Here is a 17728-nt window from a genome sequence, read left to right as displayed (position 1 = left end):
TAATCTTTCCACTTTTAATATAATTTCTTAAAGTGGATTTAGATACCCTAAGTATTTTAAGTGCTTGATTTGCTTTCATATCAATCCTTATAACACTTTTTGAAGTATAATTCCACTACTTTTTAATATTTTTTGAAATATTTTTCTTGTCTATACCTGCCGGAAGCTTTGATTTCGGCAAGTCCCTGGTTAAATTCATCCCGAATCCCGGCATAATGAAATTATTCAAAGCTATATCAATTAATCCCTGTGCAAAAAAATGTTGCCGCCTGTGCCGGGGGCGCGGCGGCAGTTCGTAACCTATCTGGAGGAAGGATAATTCAGTGAATTAATGGATATAACAGCCATGGGCTGATCCGGTCTATCAACACCCAGACTCAGCCCACAACGAAAATTGAAAGATCTGTGTCGGTTACACAGATTTTTTTATAAAAAAAAAGGAAAAAATCCATGACAATTGATTTTGGCGCTTGTCGCGTTTTGGGGTCCTATTTTTATGGTTATTCATAATAGCCAGCACCCAGCACCCAGTACCCACCACCCACCACCTGACAACCCGCCCAAAGGGCGCTAAGTTCACGGCGCTGCTGCGCGCGGCCGCAAGTGAAGCCCCGTTCCCCTGTCTCAGTCCATGACTCTATAAGTGCAAAGCTTGCACTGTACATTATCCTGCTCAAAGTACTGTACATCTTCCATTTCCAAAAGCTCCCACGCTTTTTCCTGTTCCAACTGGATCATCTTGTCCCGATATCCGTATTCTTCATAAGCCCCTTCACGGATGGTAAAACATATGATTCCGGAAGGTTTAGTTACACGGATCAGTTCGGCAAATGCATCTGCTTTAACATGGCCATAGGTAAAGGTGCCGCAGCAGACCACGGCATGGTAATGGTTGTCAGGCAGATCAAGGGGTTTACTCAAATCTGCCTGGAGATGTTTCTGGTAGATATTTTTTTGCATAGCCTGGTCCAACATCTCCTTTGAATAGTCCAGGGCGTCCATAATTGAATGACCCATCCTGTACAATTCCTGACCGACCAGGCCGGTGCCGCAACCGGCATCCAGAATATAACCCTCTGTGTCGTCCAGGGACCTGGACAGGGCCTGGGCTGAAGCAATATGGGCCGTGTACCCATATCCGTTTACCGTATCCTGGTCATAGTCCGCTGCCCAGTCTTTGTAGGCATCCATCAATTCCTCGTGATTCTGGGCCGTATATACCTTTTCTAACGTTTCGTTGTGTGTAATCATTGGTAACTTATTCTCCTTGTGTAATTATAGATGCAGCTGCGCATCCCTCTTTGACCTGGTAGGTAAAAAATTTGGCGGTAACCTCTTCTTTGACCAGATAATCGTCGTCTTTGAGTTCCTTCAGTGACCACTGATTCTCGGCCTCCATTTCCAGCATTTTTTCCCTGTATCCATATTTTTGAAAGGCGCCGTCCCGGACCGTAAAGCTGATATATCCACCGGGACGAGTTACCCGGACCAATTCTTCGAAAACATGTGGCCCCACATGGGCGTAGGTAAAGGTCCCGACACAGATGGTGGCGTCATAGGTGTTGTCCGGAATATTCAGTTGCTGGTTCATGTCCTGGGTTATCAGGCGCTGGTAAAGCCCTTTTTTGTCAGCCTCTTTAAGCATATCTTTGGAAAGATCCATGGCGTCCATTTGGCTGTATCCTAAATCACACAGGGCTTCTCCCACAAGTCCTGTGCCGCATCCTGCATCCAGAACCCGGCAGTTCCGGGTTGAAAGATGCCGGTCCAGCTGATAGGCTGCCTTGCTTGGGCCGACATAGCCCATGACATCGCAGGTGTCCCGGTCGTAAAGATCTGCCCAGTTTCCGTAAGCACACATGAGTTCGTCATCTGTGGTGGCTTCATAGGTGGCTTCCCATAATTTCGGAGTGGTTTTCATATATTTTCTCCTTTATATTGAGCATAAACAATTGTTTTTCTAAATTTAAATAGCCGATACAAATAAAAACCGGCCTATTTGCCGGTCCTTTAGCGGTAAACCTAAAAATCTACCATTTTATAATGCCCATCAATAAAGCAACCGGCATGCCAATCCAGAATCAGTCAGATGGAATTTCAGGAAAACGGTATGATTTTACTTGAAACTTTATCATCAAGTTTTTAGGGAATTTGTTCAAATTCAAGGCGGAAACAATAATAAGAAACAAATAACTATTGATATTTTCCTTGAAAAAAAGAAAATAAATTCATGAAGCAAATATTAAAAACAATTTTATGGATTTGGAAAAAGCCATCAAGAGGACTAAAAACAGCCAAAATATCGTGATGGACAAGATACTTATTAGAGCCTCCTCTATTATTGTTAATTCTTTCCCATTAAAATATCAGCGACTTGAGATCGAGGAACAATTGCCGAATGAAAAAAAATGATTTAGAATTTTTGCGCAACAATCTTCCGGAAGCCCCCAATGTTATGGCAAAAGACATTTTTGTAAACACAGCCGTTCTAGTTCCCCTCATATGTATTGATGGTGAAATGCATTTTTTGTTTCAAAAGCGTGCTGAATCGATCCGCCAAGGCTCTGAAATTTGTTTTCCTGGCGGGTTGTTTGAGCCAAAATCAGATAAAAACTATGAAGATACCGCCATAAGAGAAACTATTGAGGAACTTGGAATAGATAGAAACCATATTGAAATGGTTGGAAGGCTAGATACCCTGGTTTCTGTTCTTGGCGCAACTGTTGACCCATTTCTTTCTGTTATACAAACGCAAGCCTTGTTTTCACTTAAAATAAACCCAAAAGAGGTGGCGGAAGTGTTCACTTTACCAGTATCCGTATTCTGTGAAGATAATTTAGAAACCTATAGTGTAAGATTAATCGCACAATCCTCATACACCAACAAAAAAGGCCAAGAAGTCACATTGCTCCCAGGTGAAGATCTTGGCTTGCCGGAGATATACCACAAAAACTGGGGTGGTATGCACCATAGAGTCCTTGTCTACAAAACGGAACAAGGTATCTTATGGGGAATTACTGCTGAAATCATACATGACATGGTCAGTAAAATAAAAACATAATCCGCAATTACTATCAAGTCATTTGACCGGAACTATAGATCGGACCTTTTATGAACAACACACAGACACTTCAATCGCAGCTGCGTCCCTTACTTTTTTTAACCGCAATATTCTTTTTGAACTTCAGCATTCGTATTATCATATCCCCGCTTTTGCCTACTATTCTAAAGGACATGTCCCTGACAGGCGACCAGGCCGGTTCCCTGTTTCTGGTGTCTGCCTCGGGATATTTTATTACCCTGATCTGCTCGGGATTTATCTCAGAAATACTGCTGCATAAAAAAACCATTGGTCTGTCTGCCATCGTGACCGGTTTTTTCTTTATCATGACAGGCTTATGCGACAGCCTGACCATGATGCGGGCCGGTATATTTATCACCGGCATGGGCGCGGGGCTGTATCTACCCAGTGGAATTGCCTTGCTCACGGCTTCGGTAAGCAGGCAAAGCTGGGGCAAAGCCATCGGCGTTCATGAATTGGCACCGAATTTGAGTTTTCTATTGATACCCATTATCTGTGAAGCACTGTTGCTGTTGATGTCTTGGCGCAGTATTCTGATGCTGACCGGTCTGATATCAGTGGTCCTTGGCATCAATTTTTTAAAATTCAGCAAAGTTGTGGATTTTCCGGGCCAGGCCCCTATGTTCAGCGCTATTGTCCCCCTGTTATTCCTCCGTTCTTTCTGGATTATGATTGTGCTGTTCACGATGGGAGTCCTCAGTACCATAGGGATTTATGCCATGCTGCCTTTGTATCTCGTTGACGAGCATGGCATGTTACGGTCCCAGGCCAATACATTGATTGCCTTGTCCAGAGTTCTTACTCTGCCCGTGCCTTTTGCCGTTGGCTGGATATCCGACCGATATGGAATAAAAAAAACCCTGAGCACCGTCCTTATCTTAACCGGGGCCTCCACCCTGGGTCTTGGATTATTGTCCGGGACAGGGCTTAAGATTGTGATTTTTCTGCAACCACTTTTATCCGTCGCTTTTTTCCCCCCGGCATTTTCAGCCCTCTCCAGTATTGGCGCCAAAGAAACCCGGAATATAATGGTTTCGTTCACTGTCCCGGTAGCATTTCTCATGGGGGGTGGCGGCGCCCCGACTTTGATAGGATTTCTTGCAGCTAAAGGATTTTTTTCTATGGGCTTTATCGGTGCCGGTATTATCATTTTAATGGTTGCATTCCTGCCGATTTTTTTGAAAGTTAAGACCCATTGAACCTCAATATTAACCTTGATTTTCATCGTTACCGTATAAATTCATATCCGGATAATATTTTTTGGCACATTCAGGGCAGATACCGTGGCTGAAATCAGCTTCAGAATGTTCATAGATATATTCCTCAAGTTGAGTCCAGTAACCTTTGCCATTTCGAATTTTTTTACATATGGAGCAAATCGGTAGGATTCCTCGTAAAATTTTTATTCCAGACGCTGCTTTGTTTACTTCCTGAATTATGCCATTTTTGTCTATAAAAAAATATCCAGCATCATTATTTTCAATAATAGAGCGGAACCGTCTTTCACTTTCTTTCAGCGCGGCTTCTTTTTTTCTTTCTTCAGTAATGTCATACAAGACACAATGGGTCTGTTGAAAATTACCACCTGCATCTTTTCCTATCTTACCATTAAAAGATACAAGTATAATTGATTCGTTTTTTTTGACCATTTCAAATTCAACTCCAAAGATTTCTCCAACAGCCTTGAATACAGGAAAATTCTGTTTAAAATGATCAACCCATTCCGGATGCAGAAAATCAGCGAAATTTTTACTTATGACCTCGGTTTTTTCATATCCGAGAGTATCAAGCCAAGCCTGATTTACTTCAATAAAATTTCCATCAATATCCAATGATTGATAACCAACCGGTGCCCTTTCATAAAGCAAACGGAATCTTGACTCGTTTTCTCTGAGTGCCTCGGTGGTTTTGATAAGCTCAGATTCGACATTCTTCAGTTTTTGTATTTGCTCTTCCAATTGTGCATAAGAAGGTTTCACAGTATATATGTTCCTCTCTTGATTTAATCATAGTTCGGGATATCTAAAAACGCCAAAAAATATTTCCCGGTTTCTGGATCAGGTGATATATTGCCTGATCCCAAACAGTTATAACGGTCCCTCTGATGATGATCACCAAAACACTATCGGTTAGTTTGCCGGGCAAAATTTCGAGCAAAAAAATGAAGCAAAATAGCCTTTTGGAAACTACCGATTTAAGCCAGGGCACTCTTTAAAACAAGGCTTCTCCGGAACCACCGGTTCATGATACTTAGGTAGCGCAAAACTCTCATCACCGAGTCAAATTGTCCCGCGTTATGTCGGTAACCCTTTTGGGGATCACCTTAACCTAAAACTCATAACCCCTCATAAGGATAGATAACTATCTTAAATAAAGAACCATCCCTATCAGGTAAAGATTCATAACCCCTCATGGGGATAGATAACCACACATCATGGATTCGACTATCTCGGAATGATAACCTCATAACCCCTCATGGGGATAGATAACCTTGCGCCACCAATGGGACTGTCCGCAGGCGTAACACTCATAACCCCTCATGGGGATAGATAACTGGCTATGTTCCCTAAACCTGCACATGCAGCGGCTTGCTCATAACCCCTCATGGGGATAGATAACCATCTCATTATTCTCAATCTGCAGGCGATCTTTCATCTCATAACCCCTCATGGGGATAGATAACAGTTTAGCGATATCAGCCATTGCTTACCACTCGCTCCTCATAACCCCTCATGGGGATAGATAACCTCTGAATCCGTTTCATACTCAAGCTTATCGTTCCACTCATAACCCCTCATGGGGATAGATAACTAATCTCTTCAGGCTGAAATGCGACACCTGATTTATCTCATAACCCCTCATGGGGATAGATAACTTGAGACGGCAGAGATCGGCGCAGGATCATCCAGAACCTCATAACCCCTCATGGGGATAGATAACTTGCCCAAACAGATATTTCCCGTTGTAGTTCATTCATCTCATAACCCCTCATGGGGATAGATAACCATTTCGGCAACAGCCGGTGCCGTTGTTGTGCCAGCCTCATAACCCCTCATGGGGATAGATAACTGTTAAAACTCAGTCCCTGACGATTGCAGGGACTGACTCATAACCCCTCATGGGGATAGATAACGAAATGCAAGGAAGACACCAAGGAAGAAACAGAAAACTCATAACCCCTCATGGGGATAGATAACCTCGACCCGTGCTCAGGATTGATAATTTTCATATACTCATAACCCCTCATGGGGATAGATAACTCCCTGCAATGGCAATGCTGAGTAATCCTACGGCTTCCTCATAACCCCTCATGGGGATAGATAACTCTGATGCATGGACAGAAACTAATGCCAGGACAGCGTCTCATAACCCCTCATGGGGATAGATAACCGGAAGACAAGCCAGATGCCGGACCGGCTTATGATTTCTCATAACCCCTCATGGGGATAGATAACTATGGATAGGTGCGGGTCTCCTGATATCGACCATGTCTCATAACCCCTCATGGGGATAGATAACTTCAATATTCATGATGTGACCCGGGCCGCCACCGGCGCTCATAACCCCTCATGGGGATAGATAACAATTTACAGTGTCCTACCTGTGTCCCACTTACCCCGCTCATAACCCCTCATGGGGATAGATAACAAAGAAATGGCAGAATATTACGTAAAATCAAGAAACTCATAACCCCTCATGGGGATAGATAACCATGATCTTCATTTAATTTTTCAATTGCATCTGCACACTCATAACCCCTCATGGGGATAGATAACGGGCTGGAACATGTTCTGACTTGTCAACGGGATGTGCCTCATAACCCCTCATGGGGATAGATAACCGAGAAAATCAAAGATCGGACAGGGCATATTGAAAACCTCATAACCCCTCATGGGGATAGATAACAGCGTATTGGATAGCTGCGGTTAAAGCGGCATCAAACTCATAACCCCTCATGGGGATAGATAACACGAGAAAATCAAAGATCGGACAGGGCATATTGAAAATCTCATAACCCCTCATGGGGATAGATAACTTGAAAAACAAAAAGACGCCACAGCCGGCAGGACCCTCATAACCCCTCATGGGGATAGATAACTTATGTGCCGGGATAAGACGTGTCACCGTTTGTCTGTCTCATAACCCCTCATGGGGATAGATAACTGGGCTAAGTGATGTTACAGCGCTGTTTGATTCCGACTCATAACCCCTCATGGGGATAGATAACGCGGGGAATCTAAAACACAATCGAGCAATGATCAGAATCTCATAACCCCTCATGGGGATAGATAACCCAGGTCTGCCGCCATTTGTTCTTTCAGCGTGGTCACCTCATAACCCCTCATGGGGATAGATAACCTTTAGATTTAGACATGTAAAATTCTCTTGGTAAAACTCATAACCCCTCATGGGGATAGATAACGAAACTATGGCTAAGCTTTGGGACAAATATGGCTTGCTCATAACCCCTCATGGGGATAGATAACTCAACGGATTGAATAAGGAAAAAATATGAAGATTACACTCATAACCCCTCATGGGGATAGATAACTCAAACAGTCCCCGGTCCCCAGGGCGGTTAATTTAATCCTCATAACCCCTCATGGGGATAGATAACAAGAAAAGTATTGGTATGTAGAGATTGCAGAGTCAAAGCTCATAACCCCTCATGGGGATAGATAACTCACCCATAAAATTAAAGGCGTCAAAGTCAAGTTCCGCTCATAACCCCTCATGGGGATAGATAACACAGGGAGTGAAAGGGAACATTCAACACATAATCCGCCTCATAACCCCTCATGGGGATAGATAACCTGAAGATATCGCTAAGGAGCTCGGGGATGTACTTTCTCATAACCCCTCATGGGGATAGATAACCGGGGGATTCCGGCAAGGACAAAGCGGTTGCGGATAACTCATAACCCCTCATGGGGATAGATAACACCCACTCCACGAAACCCAAGAATGGGCAAAATACATCTCATAACCCCTCATGGGGATAGATAACGAATATAAAGCGGCGGCCTTAAGCTTAAGCCAACGCCTCATAACCCCTCATGGGGATAGATAACTTGGGCAATGTCGTCTTCCTGCCCGGCCCAATCCCCCTCATAACCCCTCATGGGGATAGATAACAGTCTTTAAACATTTATACACCTGAACTCATGAAACACTCATAACCCCTCATGGGGATAGATAACATTTTAATCATTTTATGTCTCCTTGTTTTATGCCCCCTCATAACCCCTCATGGGGATAGATAACCACCCAAAATTCAAGATGCTGCGTGTTCAATTTGGATCTCATAACCCCTCATGGGGATAGATAACTGCCGAAATCAATAAAAAAAATTATACACTAAAATTCAACTTACATCAAAACAGTCCGTAAACAAACATTCTAAAACTTCGTTGCCATATTCCAAATACTTCAACCAGGATCGAAGTGAATGTCTCTTTTTTTGACTAAAACACATAAAAATCCGATGAATGAGAACTGTCTTCCGTTCGCTTGGCCTCACCTTTTCCATTTTCAGATTTTATATAATGAGCTACGGTTACATTTTTTCGGTTAGCAGCACTTATTTCCGTTACTCGCTCATTCGGTCTTAAAAGTCGACTGATTTCCCGCCGGAGTTCAATCACCTTTGCTTCAGACAGGTCTCCACTGAAAACAGAGTATTGAATATGCTCTAAATATTTTCGGAGCAATTTTTTAAATTTTTCAGTGCGGCGCGCTTCCACATCATAGGTCATCAGTATATACATGCTTAAATCTTCCGTTTAAATGATTCATATTCATAAATCCCCATCACATGACGTTCAAGATTAAGGGCTTCCTTGTACATCCATTCTCGATAAGTCCGTCCTTTCAACTTTTCCTCCAATCGTGTGGAAAAGTGCATTGCCACATGTTTACGACCCGTTTCGGAAAGAAGGCACACGCCGTCTTTTTGATTAAACCAGTTATCTCGAAGCATGCCTTTTCTGACCATTTTAAAAATCAAAGCATCTGTAAAAAGCGGCTTAAAAAGTTCTGCTAAATCAAGACTCAAAGATGCCCGACTTGAGGACGGTGAATGGAGCCAGCTGAGACTTTGATCCAGGTGAGTTTTAAAAATTTCATGTCGCACCACCGTATACGTCATCTGGTTTAAAAAAGAAATTAGACAATTCACTGGATTATTGGGCGGTCTACGTATGCGCTTGCCAAAATCCAGGGCCGGATCAATCAGTTTCCATGCGCCATAATAAATTTGATGAAGATTGCCTTCAACGCCCATAAGTTCGTCGCAGGATTCTGTCTTGCCGATTTTATCAATATGGCGGTCCATCTGACAAATCGGTATATTCAATTCATCAACACTTCTATACCGATAATAAAGCAGGTTGGCCTGCATATTGTGGGCGGCACCACGAACAATCTCCCGTGCAATCGCCATTTTTGTTTTATCATCCAAGATACATCGCGACTGTTCCAGCTTCACCCGGCCTGACGGACTTTGATCCACGGGTTCAAAAGCGCCCTTAAAATATCCATAATAATCAAAAACAGAAATCCGGATACCGTGCCTCCCGCACAGGCATAGAAGCCTGGAATTCATCTTTGCTTCTGAGAGCATCACAATATGCCGGATTTTTTCCACCGGATAGGGTTTTGACGCACCGTTTGCCGTTAAGAAAAGCGTGTTCTCACGGCGTTTCAATTGTGCATCTTTTGAAACGAAAAGAGTTTCCATAAATCAGATCCTAATCAAATCCACAAAAACCGGCCAGGGAGCATGCAGCACACAGCCGCATGCGTCTGGCTTCAGGCGGTTTGTCCATTGATGCCAATAACTTCAACCGCTTTAAAGAGGTGCAAAGACGCTGTAGTTGTACAGTGTCCAGAGGCACTTCACGCCTTTTGCGGGTAGACAGCACATGGGTTACGGCCCGCCATTCCCGGCCGGTGGTTAATGAAAGCATAACCGCATAAAAGGCGGTCTGGTCATTGGAGGCATCAACTGCGCCGGCAGTTCCTTTGTTTTCATAAACTATCCGGTTTTCCCAATCTATTCTGTCCGGTGCCAGACCGAAAAGACCCTGAGTACTCCGGTCTCGTGAATATCCGGCCGCGTGCTTTGCCGATCCTGTTTGAACTCTTCCATACCACTGGGCAAAATTGATGTGATGCAGATACATCCATGCCCGCCTTTCACACAGGGCAATATGCTGAAAATGAAGGCCATGGAGGTTCAGCCGGTCCACCTCTTCATAAAATTCAGTTGAATGGGGCCAATCTTTAAACATGTTATATAACCCCGGTTTCAGAAACCGGTTCTGCATCATCCCTGACAATAAGACCGGTCATTTGTACCAGTTTCAGGGCCGCATTCATGGCCTGGGGATGAATACTCCAGGCCAAAGATTCCGCCCCTTCTTTTTTACTGAACTCGCTGCACCAGGCCTTTACCAGAAAAGCATCGTCGTTCAGTAAAACCGTTTGCTGTGTGTGCGGAAAAATTGCTTTGCATGTTGCTTTGACAAACTGAACATCATCCAGAAAATGATCGGAAAGCCGCCCCGGAATAATCACCTCTTCATTGCCGTCTTCAGCGACCAGCAATGGATATCGCTCCAGGATATCCGTATTGCGCTGAAGCCATAATTCAGAGGCCTGAAAGCAGTCCCCATTTCCATTTTTTTCCAGCACTCTCAACCCCTTGGTTATATCCCGAAGCGTCCGGGCCTCCAGTTCGAACCGGTCGCACCAGGATTTTGCCGCCTCACCTATAAACTGATCCTTTTCCATTTCCCGGATATTTTCAAGCAAGCTGAAAATGGTTTTTGCAGGTTTGGGTTGGCAAGTTCTCAGATGCTTCCATCGATGACCTCTGTTGCTGAAATGATCCATCAAAACATTCCAGTAAAGTCCTGCTGCATAGGCAGCGCGGTTCGGCATTTTTCCAAAATGCTTTTTTCCGTCTTCCGGACAGTCTTTAAAACGTTTTTTTGTTTTTTCGCATAATACGTCTGATATATCATTGATTTGAACTAGTTGCCCGGGATGTCTTTGAGCCCATTTTACAAACCGTCTGAACCACTTATTTTTATTAAAAATCATATCATCATAGCGGACAAATACGATGCCGTCATGATCCCCCCGGGCCGCCCTCCCATAGCGTTGAAGAAAATTCATGGCTTCAAATCCCGGTTCCATGAACAACAGGTCTGCCCGGAACGTCACTCCCATTTCAACACTGGCCGTGGCAATCAGAATCTCAAACAGTTCCGGATTCTGATGTCGGCCTGAAGCAAAATAGCCGCTGTCATCCCTGCCGGACCTGGAATCATCAATACTATCGATAACCAGGCCTTTTTTTGATTCTATCCCGGCTTTTTGACAGATTTTTTCAAGCTCTGGTTTGTCCCGTTGTAAATCAGACAACTTGTCATAAATCACCACAACTTGACGGCCTTTTTCCCGCTCTTTGCGGATTAGATCTACATTTTCATAAAGAAGTGAGCACATACCGTCACTTTGACAAAATAAGAGATGCACATCACCATGAACTGTCCGGCCTTCCGGTGTCAGCTTTTCTTCAATCTCTACAATCAGGTTTTCTGTTATGTCTAACCGTTTTAACACCGGCTTGATATCAACCGGGGTCGCGGAAAGAAAACTGATCTTTGCTCGGGCGCCGGTATATTCTGAGACCAACTTGGCAAAAAGCCCTGCCAGCCCGAACCCCCGCGGAGAAATAGTGTGAAATTCGTCAAACACGATGTGGTCAAAGGCCGTCAGAATATCGAACACACCTTTATCGGAAAGCCCTTTTTCAGGCGCGTATCTGAGCAGCACCCAACTGACCACTTCCGGCACGGCAATGACCATCTCCCCGCCTTCAACGGCATCATTTATATCGGTAATTTCCCGTACCCGTCGGGTGTTGATACGGGTTTCTCCAGCCTTTATGAGCCGCTGTCTTTCATCCGAATTCCAAAGCGCAATTTTTGATCCGGCTTTTGCTTCAGTCCACCCGTGTTTTTTTATCAGGGCGTCCAAAAGGCCTGCTGCCAGATTCTGGCAAAGCCGCCGGGTTGGAACGATGAATAATATCCGTTCTCCCTTGTCAATCATGGCCCGTTCAAAGGCATAGCTTTTTCCTGCGCCGGTGGGGGCGTGGGCGATACGGATCTTTGCCGGGTCATCCACCAGGCGCTGCTGTAGTGGCGACAGGCCGGAATCCGGCATCTGTCCCACGCAGTGTCTGGCGACCGTTAATTCCGTTGTTATTTCCATTGCATTAACTCTCCGGCCGCCTCTGAAGGCGGCATAAAAGGGGACAATTGCAGGCTGTGAAGACAATAACGGTCTACCGGAAGTTCCTGATCAAACAAAGCTGCCGTAGACGCATTCAGCCGTACAGATGGTGGCGCTTGCTTTTGTTTTTTCAACTTAACCATCCCGTTTCTATGCAGGCCGATGCGGATGACCAGTTCATCCGCTCCGACATATTCAAATGGATCAAACCCTTCCAGGCCCAGAATGATACCTGTAAATTTTTGGTAGGGCGGTACTTCCTGGGTGTAAAAAAAGTCTTTCAGGTTGCCTTTTTTGGCCACATCCTGGGTTTTTTTTTGAAGCCCGGCTTCTGCATCCAGGTTTAAGCGGCGGGTGACCGGCGGCATTAACCGGGGAGTATCTGTTAAAAATACCGAAGTACGCCAGGGCATGGCGCCTATATGCTGCCGATAATTTTTAGCAGGCAGCCCCACCCGGGCTGCCGTCATCCCTAAGGCTGCCGCCAGTCCGAAGGCGACGGCCCTGTCACTGATCAGTTCCGGAAGGGTCGCTGTGCCGCTTTGAACCATCAGGCTGTGGTAGGCAAAAGGCGTTAGTGTTTCAGCGGTTACGCCGATAGGATCGGGTCTCATGGTTATTTCCCTGTGCCGAACCAGCTGTCAAAAAGTTCCGCAACTTTGGGCTCGGCATTTTTATACTGGGTTTCAAGGGATGGGTCTTCAGTTTCAAATTTATGGATCAGATCTTGCTGGTAGTTGCTTAATGTTTCTGAATCCATATCGGTCTCATGGATACTTGACATCATGTCATGCACGGCCTTTGTTACGGCATCGGCGTCTTTTTCATTCACATTTTTTTCAGTTAATGCTTTGACAATTTCATACGGGGAGGATTGGGGCCGTTCAAATTGTGAGCCATACAGCCCGACAAAGCGTGAGCGGATATTGACCCCGGTGGTGGATGTCTGGCCGCCATATGCGCCGGCCAACCCCATTGACAGCAAAAGGTGATCCAGACCTTCGGGGGGAAGCACTTTTCCCCTTGTGGACAGAACCTGGATCATGAGGGTTTCGGGCAGAATAAAAAAGCGAGTGAACAGGTTGTCGCTGTTCTTTTTGTTTTCAGCGTCAAACAGGGTACCGTCCTCCATGGCCCGGTTGTGGAAACTTTCATCTACACACACCTGTTTGGGTAAAAGGCTGATGCCGTCGGAGTAGTTGACTGCGGTTCGGACCGGCAGAATGCGATTGTCCTGAACCGCAGAGTCCCCAAACACCAGGGTATTCAAGTCGTAGGCTTCAGACGGTTTCTGATTTTTTTTCAGCACGGTTTTATTCTGGGGCAATCTCCCACCAACCTGGTATGCCCTGAGAATTTGAAGCCCCCGTCCTTTTTCAATGAACTTGAACTTATTGGGCACCGCGCGGATATATGTTTCATGGTTAAATTCAATATCTGTGATTTCCTGCTCCGCATTTCTAAAAATCACCGGGGCTATGGCCTCACGAATCATCACCAGGGTCAGGCATCCGGTATTTTTCAATGCCGGATGGATGTAAAAATCATTCTTTTTATCACCGGTTACGGTAGTGTCTGTCAGGGTTTCAAGACTGCCAAGGTATTTATGAAATCGTTCCATTTTGTATGTCTCCTTTATTATTTATCTGTTTGGTTCTGTGCGTCTCTTATTTCTTTATGGGCTTTAATAAATGCCACCCGGTAAATGCTCGACATGACCCGCCTGCTTTTCTGGCTGGGGTACTTATCCTTAAATACCCCTTTCCACACGTCATTGACGAAAATATCTGCGACCTCTTCGCATCCTTCTATCAGGCTTTTTCCTTTTCGGTTCTCTCTTTTTCCTGCTTTTTCACGCCTGACGAGGTTGGTCTCCAACTCACCGGCAACGGCGTAAATCATTGAAACAGCATCTGTCTGGTTTTCTTTTTTTGCGGCACTGACCGCATCCAGACAGATTTTAAACACCAGCAATTCGTCACTGCTTGACGCCCTTGCCCCCGGGTTTTTTTGGATGCCGGCGGCAGCTGTTCCCAATTTTACTAAAGCGCCTTCCTGTTCGCCCATGTTTTTTTCTCCTTTTAGATATTTGGTATATTCCGTTTGCAACTCCTTTATTAAATCCGGCTTTTTTTCTCCTCCTTCTTTTTCTTCATCCCTGACATGACACCAGGCCATGCAGGCTGCACCGAAGCGGGTCTGTGGCATGGCATAGAGCTTTAGCACATCATAACCCAGGCCGTTTGTTTCTATCAGATCGCCTGCGATGAGCAACTGATGGAGCGCTTCCGGGAGCTGTTCAAGGCAAAGGGCATTCCCGCCTATCAGATCTGCCAAGACACCCGGCATGGCGTCATAAAAGAAAAATTCTTTTTTAGGGACGGGCAAGCCGCGGAACAGATGAAAAGGTCTCCCGGTCCTTCGGCAGGCGGTTAAAATCAGACGAAGCATAGTGATCTGATCCGCCGTTTTTTCGGGCATTCGTTCAAGTCTGGCAAATCGATACCGGGCCTGATACATTTCCATGCCTTTCAGCACTTGTCCTTTTTTAACTTCACGTCGACTTAGATCGTAAACAGACATGGCATGCATGGCTTGATCATCCCGCAGTGCCAAACCACCGAATAATCCGCTGGTGACAGGGGATGAAATCAACGTCGGAACACCATTATCCCGTCCACCCTGAAGATCGTGTGCCTTGGCGTGCAGTTTATGCTCAGCAAGACTTGACGCCCCCACATTTGTATGGGAACTGTCCATTGTGACTGATTCGGGTCTTCCCTCACGACCTGAAAAAGCAGAGACTTTTATACCATACAACCCAGTGGCCTGTTTGATGGTGTTGGAAAACAGGACCGGTTCGTCTGTAAAAATACACCGGCCCTTTGCGTTTTCATCCGGTACCGAAACCCGCTTGCCGGCAAGCATCAGGTTCAGCCTTTCTTTGACACCCTGGATTACCTGCGTTCCTTCACCGGTGATAAAACGGTTAAATCCAGGCTGGTCGTCAGTACCTTCCAGCCATTGTTTTAAAAGGCCTTGGTCTTCATCCCAGACAGAGTCTTTAATATCTTCATTTTCATCGGCCAAGGCCGTAACCCACAAACCGGTTAACGTTCTTCGGGAGGCGTCATCCTCAATGGACGTCAGCCATTCAGGAGGTGTTTTATCGACAACTTCTAAAAGCTTTTTTTCACGGTCACTGCTTTGGGGTATGGCATTTTTAGGTTTAGCGATCACCTTCAGGTTTAAAAGCATGACAAGAATAGCTGCGCGATATAACCACGCCATCTCTTCAGGATCTAACCCACTAAAACTTGCATAAACCGGCAGCAACTGACCGGTGAATTTGGACGGCCACACCGGCTGCAAACCTATTTCCGAAAGCAATTCGTCCAATGGTTCTTCAACGCTATTTTTTAAGCTTTGTTTGATTTTAAAAAGATCGCTTAGCTGCTTTGAGCTTAAGGTTTCAATATAATTTTCAAGTTCACCAAAAGTTGGTGATCCGTTATAGAGGCAGGGGATTCCTCTATTGGAAACATCCAGGCTTAAGTTAAAAGGCAGCCCTCCAGCCAATGCATCCAGCCCGCCCTGCAAAATTGCATCATACTTATATCGGGGCAGCAGCATATACAGTTGCCCGTCCTGGTGAGCCTCAATCAGGGGGGGGATGCCTGCCAGATGAATACTCATTCGGGACAGATACCGTTGAAGTTCGTCCAGCAAAAACGGATGCAGGGGATCAAACAAATGGACCTTTTTCCATTCCTTGAGAAATTGGCTTCTAAGGGCGCCTTGATCTTTTTCCAAACACTGCATTATCCCATTTAAACCACCGGATTCAGGATTATCCAGAACCCAGGTGCTGTCCAGTTGATCTGCCAGCCGGACATAACGTGTGAGGTTTTCAAATTCTCTGGAAGGAGGTATATCCGGCAGATGGCGGTGGGCCTGGCTTGCTTCTGCTTTTTCAATCAGATACCGAAGCTGATCCGGAGAAAGAGAGAGGCTGAACCGGCTTAAAAAATCGGAAATGCCGTAACGTGTCATCCGCTCTGCAATATCGTCAAGGGGGATTGATGCATCTCTTGCAAGCTGCAAATCCTTATCAATATCATGCATGAAACCGACAACCGCGATAATCACAAGCCTTTGCTCTAAAATCGCTTCATCCATTTCAGGATTCCGGGCAAGCCAGTCCAGCGCCGCCAATACCATGGCCCCCCGCACAACAGATAACAGATGTTCCAAGAGTGTAATATTGAAATACTGGTTGTATCGTTTACGTTTTTCAGGGTCGGATGAATATCCGCCTTTGCCGCTGATGGTCATTAGACGCAGAACACGGCGATCAATATGGGTGTTTTTTATAAAAATTTGTTCCCGGGCTTTTTTACTGAGCGGCGTGCCTTCCCGGTCGTTTTTCATCACATGGGTTTCAAGTACGTCTGAAAGAAACGCTTGATAAATTTTTGAAACGGTATTTGTTGCTTTTGACATCCATTCGTATTCACTCATCGTCCAATCCCCCGTTCTGCCAAGCCGATGCATCCAAACCCGTTCCGGTTTTTTTCGCCGATGCCGGCATACCAGGCCAGTCGCAGGTCTTCGTCGCTGCCCTGGATCACTAAGGGCGCACGCATACCAATAACAAAGGCGCGTTTGCCGTTTTTCATTTCCTTGGTCTGCACAAGGGTGTCGTGTTTGGGATGGGCGCGTAAATAGAGGTGATCCGGCGATATTTTCAGATTGACATGCCTTCCAGCCAAGCGGCTGAGGCGGTGGCTGACCGCCAGGCTTAAATCAGCCTCTGACAATTGGGTATGCCATCGAGGGACATTTTTATCCCTGGCCTGACGCGATATCGCTATAGGAGACAGCAGCACTAGGCCTAGTGCCGTCTGCCCAGGTCCGACAGGATCAGGGTCTTCAAGAATCTGGGCCGCTGAAAAATCAACCTGTTCTGCGGTTAAGGCCCGGCTGTAACAGGCAGCCGAAGGATTCATTTTTTTCAAAAAACTGGACAGTTTTTGGTCCGGGGTGCCCACCACCACTGTGTGGGCATAATTTTCTCGTTTGCTGCGCCATCCCAGGACGCCAAAATGCCAGATGCCGGCCTGGCGTCCCACCACGGATTCCGGTACAGCGCCGGCTTCTATCCATGCTTGTACCAGAGAGTCATGAATAATATCTAAATTTCGATAGCTTGCGGGAGCCTTTTTCGGAAGCGATAGTCTAATTCTGTACATTGGTAATTCCTTTTTAATTTTGACGTTGATTCTGGTTTTTGATATTGTCTCTATACAGGAATTAATTTAACCATACAATATATAAACA

The 17728-nt window shown here is 45.4% G+C and carries 13 protein-coding genes and 1 CRISPR repeat array; of the genes, 2 read left to right on the top strand and 11 right to left on the bottom strand.

Translation table 11 applies throughout. The annotated features are described in order from the left end of the window. Positions 1-624: 624 nt before the first annotated feature. A complete protein-coding gene (locus HXW94_RS16085) occupies positions 625-1251 on the bottom strand; it encodes a class I SAM-dependent DNA methyltransferase (protein ID WP_178367921.1) in 627 nt (208 codons plus the stop codon). Between the two features lie 7 nt (positions 1252-1258). Beyond that, a complete protein-coding gene (locus tag HXW94_RS16080; protein ID WP_178367920.1) occupies positions 1259-1921 on the bottom strand; it encodes a class I SAM-dependent DNA methyltransferase in 663 nt (220 codons plus the stop codon). A gap of 477 nt (positions 1922-2398) precedes the next feature. Here HXW94_RS16080 and HXW94_RS16070 point away from each other — a divergent pair, with 477 nt between their 5' ends. Then, on the top strand, positions 2399-3061 hold the full coding sequence (locus tag HXW94_RS16070; protein ID WP_178367918.1) for an NUDIX hydrolase: 663 nt from the start codon (positions 2399-2401) through the stop codon (positions 3059-3061). Positions 3062-3111: 50 nt separating this feature from the next. After that, positions 3112-4281: an MFS transporter gene (locus tag HXW94_RS16065; RefSeq protein WP_178367917.1), complete on the top strand. Its 1170-nt coding sequence runs from the start codon at positions 3112-3114 to the stop codon at positions 4279-4281. Positions 4282-4290: 9 nt separating this feature from the next. Here the strand turns inward: HXW94_RS16065 and HXW94_RS16060 are convergent, their stop codons facing one another. The 9 genes from HXW94_RS16060 to HXW94_RS16020 all read right to left on the bottom strand — a co-directional run bounded on the left by HXW94_RS16060 (position 4291) and on the right by HXW94_RS16020 (position 17640). After that, positions 4291-5061, bottom strand: coding sequence for a PAS domain S-box protein (locus HXW94_RS16060; protein ID WP_178367916.1), 771 nt, complete (start codon positions 5059-5061; stop codon positions 4291-4293). Between the two features lie 355 nt (positions 5062-5416). Further along, a CRISPR array of direct repeats spans positions 5417-8412; the repeat unit is 28 nt; unit sequence CTCATAACCCCTCATGGGGATAGATAAC. A gap of 135 nt (positions 8413-8547) precedes the next feature. After that, the gene (cas2, locus tag HXW94_RS16055; RefSeq protein WP_218576765.1) at positions 8548-8838 is read right to left on the bottom strand and encodes a CRISPR-associated endonuclease Cas2; all 291 of its coding nucleotides are present in this window, start codon (positions 8836-8838) and stop codon (positions 8548-8550) included. A 14-nt stretch (positions 8839-8852) separates the two neighbouring features. Continuing rightward, positions 8853-9821: a CRISPR-associated endonuclease Cas1 gene (cas1, locus tag HXW94_RS16050; RefSeq protein ID WP_178367914.1), complete on the bottom strand. Its 969-nt coding sequence runs from the start codon at positions 9819-9821 to the stop codon at positions 8853-8855. A 10-nt stretch (positions 9822-9831) separates the two neighbouring features. Beyond that, positions 9832-10374 carry a Dna2/Cas4 domain-containing protein gene (locus HXW94_RS16045; RefSeq protein ID WP_178367913.1) on the bottom strand — a complete coding sequence of 181 codons (543 nt, stop codon included), beginning with the start codon at positions 10372-10374 and terminating at the stop codon, positions 9832-9834. Position 10375: 1 nt separating this feature from the next. Next, positions 10376-12367: a DEAD/DEAH box helicase family protein gene (locus HXW94_RS16040; RefSeq protein ID WP_178367912.1), complete on the bottom strand. Its 1992-nt coding sequence runs from the start codon at positions 12365-12367 to the stop codon at positions 10376-10378. Further along, on the bottom strand, positions 12358-13002 hold the full coding sequence (locus HXW94_RS16035) for a hypothetical protein (protein WP_178367911.1): 645 nt from the start codon (positions 13000-13002) through the stop codon (positions 12358-12360). The genes HXW94_RS16040 and HXW94_RS16035 overlap by 10 nt, the downstream gene beginning before the upstream one ends. 2 nt (positions 13003-13004) lie before the next feature. After that, complete coding sequence (cas7d, locus tag HXW94_RS16030; protein WP_178367910.1) at positions 13005-14009, bottom strand: type I-D CRISPR-associated protein Cas7/Csc2; 1005 nt, start codon at positions 14007-14009, stop codon at positions 13005-13007. Positions 14010-14026: 17 nt separating this feature from the next. Then, complete coding sequence (locus tag HXW94_RS16025; protein ID WP_178367909.1) at positions 14027-16909, bottom strand: hypothetical protein; 2883 nt, start codon at positions 16907-16909, stop codon at positions 14027-14029. Then, complete coding sequence (locus HXW94_RS16020; protein ID WP_178367908.1) at positions 16906-17640, bottom strand: CRISPR-associated endoribonuclease Cas6; 735 nt, start codon at positions 17638-17640, stop codon at positions 16906-16908. The genes HXW94_RS16025 and HXW94_RS16020 overlap by 4 nt, the downstream gene beginning before the upstream one ends. Positions 17641-17728: the final 88 nt, after the last annotated feature.

The organism is Desulfobacter latus (genome assembly GCF_013389365.1).
Taxonomy (GTDB): domain Bacteria; phylum Desulfobacterota; class Desulfobacteria; order Desulfobacterales; family Desulfobacteraceae; genus Desulfobacter; species Desulfobacter latus.
Note: the sequence above shows the minus strand (reverse complement) of the source record. Positions and strands in the feature narration are given on the sequence as shown.